Genomic DNA, 6,317 nt, shown 5'->3' on the forward strand with positions numbered 1-6,317 from the left:
GTCGGGAAGCGATCGGGACCGGTCGTTGCCCTTCTGCTCCTCACTCGATCGCGCCGACCATTCGCGAAGTCCTCGTCCGGGCTGAACAGGAAACCTCGAGCCGCCGGTCGCCGTCGTTACCGGTTCCCGTCAGGGATGAGACGGCGAGCTGCGCCGGCCGATCGCTGCCGTCTCGACGGTGCGACTCCACGGTTTCCGGCGGTCGGTCATGCGGAGGCCGTTCGTGCGGCGTCGAGGGTTCGGGCACACAGGTCCCGCACCGCGGCCACCGTGTCGCCCAGACTGTCGTTGTCGGCTCGGGCGACGATGTCGTTCACCTCGGTGAGACCGGCGCGGGACAGGAGTGTCTTCTCGTTGGTGATCCATTCGCCGCGAGCGGCGAGCACCGCGTGCGCGGCCTGAGACGCCCCCTGCACGGTCAGGGCGAGACACTGGGCGAGCCGCCCGTATGGGGCGTGGTTGGCCTTGGCGTAGGTGAAGGTGAGCTCGGCCATGTTCCACCACGCGTCCGGCGCGTTCTGTCGCAGTGCCTCCGGGTAGTCGGGCTTGGGCAGAGTCCCGTGCAGAACCCGGTTCAAGGCGAGTTCCGCCACCACGAGGTAGGTGGGGATGCCTGCCAAGTGGAACATGAGGGGTTCGTAGCGGAAGCGGCCTTGGCGGGCCTCCGACAGTTCGTGTTCGACCGAGTCGAGGTCGCGGTAGTGCACGTCCACGGGGCGGTCGTCGATGCATAGCCACGCGCCGCCGTTGAACACCCCGGGACTCCACGCGCCGATCTCACTCACTTCGCCCGGCCAACCGATGGCGCGCAAGTGGTCGGGGGAGAACTCGCCGCGGTAGTAGATCGCGAAGTCCCAGTCGCTGTCCGGTCGATGGTTGCCCACGGCACGGGAACCACCCAGCGACACAGCCTCGACCCCGGGTAGTTCGGCCAGGCGGGAGGAGACGTAGGCGAGGAATCCTCTGTCAGTCACAGGCATGATTCTGTCAGCGTCCCAGTTCAAGCCGTGATGTTGCGGGTAGGTACTTCACCACGACGTTCCGTGATTCCAGGAGGTGGGGTGATGGGTGCCGCCCGTCCGGATTTCCTGCTGCAGGCGTTCGTGGACGCCGCGAATCAAATGGAGGACTTCTCCATGGGGGTGACGCTCAGCGTCGCGGGAGGGATTATCTCCGGGGATTTGGTGACGGCACCCCGATGGATGGACGAAGTCGCGACCCTTGTGGAAATGGAAGGGTCGGAAGCCGCGTATCACGTCGCGAACGTGTATCGCGAACAGGCGGGGTTGTACAAGAAAAGAGCGGCGCAGAATCGTGGGGAAGTGCACGGCGAGGTGACCTACATTCACCTACGCGACGCACAATGGTTGCTGGACGGTCACCGCCTCGGTCCTACGCCGGGCATGCATTGGCGTGGGCTGCTCACCGAGGTGTCCGGATGGGCGCTCGGTCGTCTCCCCCTGCCGGCCATGCATTTCCACCCGGTGACCGAGCACGCCGCGAGGTGACCGGACACGCTGTGTGCCACGTGGAACCACGGTGGGTGGCGCGTCGCTGAACTGCGAAATCACTGTTGTGAGCGCTCGCGGGACTCGGCTTCGCCCGCCTTGCGTCGGGCCTGTTCGGCCTCCTCCTGTTTGCCGGCCGCTTCCTGCTGTGCCCGGCCCTTCTCCCGTTGTGCGCCGCCTTCGCGCTCCATGTCGTCGTTACCGAGGAGCGTGCCCGTCGACTCCTTTACCCGGCCTTTGTTGTCCTCGACGGCCCCTTTGACGCCTTCCTGGTCCTTGTCGCCGTCGGCCATGGCAATTCCTCTTCTTTCGTTGCATTATCTGTTGTGATGTCTGCAGTGATCTACCCGGGAAGGCGGCCCACATAAACGCGCTCCTGGTAGCGTGCAGTAACATCTGGAGTGCACGGTCAGCAGGTTGTCGAGGAGGGCTTCACCGTGAAGAAGCTGTTGGCGTTCGCGGTTATCGCGGGCGGCGTGTTCTTCTTGATCAAGCGCAACAGGGACGCGAAGGCCGAGGCTGACCTGTGGCGTGAGGCCACCGCCCCGACCGAGCGCCCGACGAACGGTGCCTCTCCGAACGGCAGCGCGCCGGCCAAGGCCGGCTCGAACGCTGCGAGCAAGAACTGAACGAAGGTTTGTTCCGCGGGTCGCGCGACCCGCGGTTCGGGGCTGTAGCTCAATTGGTAGAGCGCCGCTCTTGCAAGGCGGAGGTCAGGGGTTCGATTCCCCTCAGCTCCACGTCATTCGAGAAGATCGAAACGCCCCGCCTGACGGCGGGGCGTTTTCGTGTTCAGTTCGTGTCCAGCGCAGATCGGTCGGCGCGTCAGCGGTGAGTGGACGAGGGGTCGTGGGCGCTTTCGTGGTGACACACAGCGGAAGGTGCCGGCCCCTGGTGACAGGGGTTGATGAGGATCTTGCTCGCCCCCGGTCGTGATGATTATTCGGTGAGGAACGCGGCGATCGCGGCATTCTCACCCGCACAAGGCCTCGTGCTCGCTCGGTCGTCGATCGCGGGCCGGCCGTATGCGATTGGGTGGTTCTGACTCCGGGTGACTGATCCGAACAGCCATCTTGGACGGTCTACACCGGATTCTCTTGTGGAACCGATACGGCGTTGTTCGGCTCCGGCGCAACCGTTTCCGAGGTGGATGACGGAAGGGCGGAACGATAAGTACGGATTGGACGTTCATACCGCGAGTGCGTCCCGGGCAACGCGAGGCGCTGTGGATGACGGTGAACCGGCTGAAGGCGCGGGTGAGGGCGATGTAGAGCGGCATCGGAGGCTATCACCCCGATCGATTTCGTCCCCGAGCGTGGTGGCACACCACGACGAGACGGGTCCCCAGAGCCGGTCGTTCGTGACCGACTCGATGGTGAGTGTGTCGGGTGAACGCCGGAACGAGAGTGGCGGGTTCAAGTCCGAAGCGATCCGCGGTGGGAGCCGGGCGGCGTAGTCGATGACCCCCGCGGAACCGGTATCCGCGAGTCAGTTCCCCGATGACGCTGTCGGGTCGGTCGAGGTGGTGTAGTACGGCGTGCCAGTTGGGACCGCGGCGGGACTGGCCGCCCGTGCCAGGTCGCCGAGGACCGGGCATGGTCCCCGCCATCGGCCTCGCGATGGCGCGCGGGCTTCCAGGGCGGGGAGTGCGACGGGGCGCCCGCTGTGGGACGACAACGGAAGTGACCCCGAGCCGCGGAGCAACGGCGGGCAGCACGGGTCCGTGAGCTTCAGAGCCGCATGAGGTCGACCACGGCCGGGGTCCTTCGTGGTGCGTCAGCGGTGGACCGGGTCGCCGCCGGCGGCGAGGAACGTCTCGAGTTCAGCGGGTGTGGGTGCGGCCTCCCAATCACCGGGCATCGTGCACAGCAGGGCGCCGCACGCGTTCGCGCGGACGAGTTTCTCCTCGACGCTCCAGCCCTGGACGTCGCCGCTGAGGTAACCCGCCACGAACGCGTCGCCGGCGCCGACGGTGTCGACCACCTCGATGCGGTGCCCAGGGGCGTGGACCACGGAGTCGCCGGCGTAGGTCGACGCACCGTCGGCTCCCCGCTTCACCACGATCTCGCGCGTTCCGGCGGGATCGAGCGCCGCGACGAGCGCGTCGACCTCCGGTTCGCACGTGGCACCGCCGAGGACCACGTGTGTGAGCTCCTCGGGGGAACCGAACAGCAGATCCGCCTCCGCGGCGAGCTCGCCGAGCACCTCCGCGGCGACGTGGGCGGGGGCGAGCGTCGAGCGGTAGTTCACGTCGAAGCTCACGCGTACCCCGGCTGTCCGCGCCCGCCGTACCACGGAGAGACACGCCTCGCGTGCGGAATCCGAGAGCAACGGGGTGATGCCCGTGAGGTGCACGAGCCCGACACTCTCGACAAGGCCCGACGGAACGTCCGTCGCGGCCAGCCGCGAACCGGCGGAGCCGGCACGGTAGTAGTACACCCGTGAGGTTCCGGGACCCGTGAGCTCCTTGAGCATGAGACCCGTCGCCGCGTCGGGATCGAGACGGGCACGCACGTCGACGCCCTCGCCCCGGATCTCCCGCACGACACGTCGGCCCAGCGAGTCGTCGCCTACACGTCCGATCCAGGTGACCGGCACGCCGAGGCGGCTCAGGCCGACGGCGACGTTCGTTTCGGCGCCACCGACCCCCACGTACATTTCAGACACGTGGGCGAGTGAACCGATCCGCTCGCCTGTGAGCAGTCCCATCGTCTCGCCAAGAGTGAGGACCCTGGGAGGCGTCATTCGTCTCCACTCCCTGTGCACACCTCGACGAACTGCCGTGCCCGTGCCGCGAGGGCAGCGAGATCACCGCCTTTGAGCTCGTCCCCGACGAGCGGACCGCCGACACTGACCGCCGCCGCACCGGCACGGAGCCAGGCTCGCGCCGCTTCGAGGTCCACCCCTCCGGACGGGATCACGGTGAGATCGGGGAACGGGCCGCGGAGGTCGTTGAGGTATCCGGTGCCCACCTGGCTCGCCGGGAACAGCTTCACCGCGGCCGCTCCACGGCTCCACGTCGAGTGCAGTTCGGTGGGAGTGAGCCCGCCGGGGATGACGGCGATGTCGCGTTCGAGGGCGCGGTCGACGACGGCCAGGTCGGAGACCGGAGTGACGAGGTAGTGGGCTCCCCCGTCGACGGCGGCGTCGACATCGTCCGGACGTGTCACGGTGCCGACCCCGATGTCGGCCACCGCCCCGTACCGCTCGACGAGTCCGGGTAGCGCCGCGAAGGTCCCGGCAGTGGTGAGCGTGAGTTCGAAACTCAGCACACCCGCCTCCACCATGGTGTCGATCACCGGCGCGTAGTCCTCCGCGCGCTCACCGCGGAGGACTACGACGAGGCGCGAGGTGGCGGTCCGTTGCGGCAGTGCCTGGCGTTGGCTCATGCTGTGCTGTCCGTCCTCTCACTCACCAGTCGTGCATGGTGCCGTCGAGCAGGCGGTTCACCGGGAGATAGGCGGCGGTGTAGGGGTAGCGAGCGGCGAGATCCTCGTCGAGCTCCACCCCGAGTCCCGGGGTGTGGCCAGGGTGGAGGAACCCGCGGTCGAACGTGTACGAGGTACGGAACACCTCGAGCGTGAGGTCGCTGTGCGGCATGTACTCCTGGATGCCGAAGTTGTGGATCGCCAGGTCGATGTGCAGCGCCGCCGCCATGCCGATCGGCGAGACGTCGGTCGGGCCGTGGATGCCCGAACGGAGCCCGTAGATCCCGGCGAAGTCGAGCAGCTTCTTCATCCCCGTGACACCACCGGTGTGCGTGGGGGCCGAACGCACGTAGTCGATGAGCCGTTCGGTGATGAGCGTCTGGTAGTCGTACACGGAGTTGAAGACCTCACCCGTGGCCAGCGGCGTGGTGCTGTGCTGCCGGATGAGCCGGAACGCCTCCTGGTCCTCGCCGGGGGTGGCGTCCTCCAGCCAGAAGAGGTCGTACGGCTCGAGGGACTTCGCCAGACGTGCCGCCTCGATCGGGGACAGGCGGTGGTGGCTGTCGTGGAGCAGGAGGAGTTCGGGCCCGAACTCCTCCCGTACCCGCTCGAAGATCGACGGAATGTGCCGCAGGTACGCGGGCGTGTCCCAGTCCTCCTCCACGGGGCGGGTGGCGGAACTTCCGTCGGCGGCACGGCGTGCGGGTTCGTAGTCGTACCTCCCCCCGGGTTTCGCCGTCGCCGACACGCCGTACACGGACTTGAGTCCCGGGACACCCGTCTGGATCCGGACCGCGGTGTAGCCCTCGGCCACGTAGCCGTGGATCGCCTGGGACAGCGCCTCGTAGTCGTTGCCGGAGGCGTGCGCGTAGGCGCGGAGCTTCTCGCGGCTCGCCCCACCGAGTAGCTGGTAGAGCGGAACCCCGGCCTTCTTCGCCTTGATGTCCCACAACGCCATGTCGACGGCGGCGATCGCGGCCATCGTCACGGGCCCGCGGCGCCAGTACGCGCCGCGGTACAGGTACTGCCACGTGTCCTCGATCCGGTCCTCGTCCCGGCCGATGAGGGTGCTTGCTATGTGGTCCCGCAGGTACGACGCGACGGCGAGTTCGCGACCGTTGAGTGTCGCGTCGCCCCACCCGACGACACCGTCGGAGGTGACGATCTTGAGGCTCACGAAGTTGCGTCCGGGACTCGTGACGATGACGTCGACGGTCGAAATGCTCACGGTAGTCGCTTCCTTCCGAGCGGTGTAGCGGGCGCTGAGTGTCTGAAGTGGATTATCTTGGTCGTTGCGGGTCAGACCGCGTTGCGCGGGTCCCTGAGGTCACGTCCGGCGACCTCGGGCATGAGGAACGTCGCGATGAGCGGGCAGATCGTG

At 67.3% G+C, this 6,317-nt stretch carries 7 protein-coding genes and 1 tRNA gene; 3 read left to right on the forward strand and 5 right to left on the reverse strand.

Annotated features, from left to right (window positions below; genetic code table 11):
• Positions 1-206 precede the first annotated feature (206 nt).
• Positions 207-974 carry a nucleotidyltransferase domain-containing protein gene (locus M7H19_RS06235; protein WP_282771709.1) on the reverse strand — a complete coding sequence of 256 codons (768 nt, stop codon included), beginning with the start codon at positions 972-974 and terminating at the stop codon, positions 207-209.
• 90 nt (positions 975-1,064) lie between these two features.
• Between M7H19_RS06235 and M7H19_RS06240 the strand changes: the two genes are divergently transcribed.
• Positions 1,065-1,508 carry a hypothetical protein gene (locus M7H19_RS06240; protein WP_012795537.1) on the forward strand — a complete coding sequence of 148 codons (444 nt, stop codon included), beginning with the start codon at positions 1,065-1,067 and terminating at the stop codon, positions 1,506-1,508.
• Positions 1,509-1,567: 59 nt separating this feature from the next.
• Here M7H19_RS06240 and M7H19_RS06245 read toward each other — a convergent pair whose 3' ends face one another.
• The gene (locus tag M7H19_RS06245; RefSeq protein ID WP_298178129.1) at positions 1,568-1,801 is read right to left on the reverse strand and encodes a CsbD family protein; all 234 of its coding nucleotides are present in this window, start codon (positions 1,799-1,801) and stop codon (positions 1,568-1,570) included.
• A gap of 144 nt (positions 1,802-1,945) precedes the next feature.
• Between M7H19_RS06245 and M7H19_RS06250 the strand changes: the two genes are divergently transcribed.
• Together M7H19_RS06250 and M7H19_RS06255 are read left to right on the forward strand one after the other, a co-directional pair.
• Positions 1,946-2,137 carry a DLW-39 family protein gene (locus M7H19_RS06250; protein ID WP_037310398.1) on the forward strand — a complete coding sequence of 64 codons (192 nt, stop codon included), beginning with the start codon at positions 1,946-1,948 and terminating at the stop codon, positions 2,135-2,137.
• A 38-nt stretch (positions 2,138-2,175) separates the two neighbouring features.
• Positions 2,176-2,248 (forward strand) — tRNA-Ala (locus tag M7H19_RS06255).
• A gap of 1,036 nt (positions 2,249-3,284) precedes the next feature.
• On the opposite strand, the gene M7H19_RS06260 is transcribed toward M7H19_RS06255, so the two are convergent.
• The 3 genes from M7H19_RS06260 to manD are packed head-to-tail and all read right to left on the reverse strand — an operon-like array spanning position 3,285 to position 6,164.
• A complete protein-coding gene (locus M7H19_RS06260; RefSeq protein ID WP_298178133.1) occupies positions 3,285-4,253 on the reverse strand; it encodes a sugar kinase in 969 nt (322 codons plus the stop codon).
• Positions 4,250-4,897 (reverse strand): bifunctional 4-hydroxy-2-oxoglutarate aldolase/2-dehydro-3-deoxy-phosphogluconate aldolase, encoded by a 648-nt coding sequence (locus tag M7H19_RS06265; RefSeq protein WP_298178135.1) that lies wholly within the window; start codon positions 4,895-4,897, stop codon positions 4,250-4,252. Before M7H19_RS06265 ends, M7H19_RS06260 begins: the two co-directional genes overlap by 4 nt.
• Before the next feature lie 22 nt (positions 4,898-4,919).
• A complete protein-coding gene (manD, locus tag M7H19_RS06270) occupies positions 4,920-6,164 on the reverse strand; it encodes a D-mannonate dehydratase ManD (RefSeq protein WP_037309555.1) in 1,245 nt (414 codons plus the stop codon).
• Between the last annotated feature and the right edge of the window lie 153 nt (positions 6,165-6,317).

The sequence above is a fragment of the Saccharomonospora sp. genome (assembly GCF_027317685.1).
Classification (GTDB): domain Bacteria; phylum Actinomycetota; class Actinomycetes; order Mycobacteriales; family Pseudonocardiaceae; genus Saccharomonospora.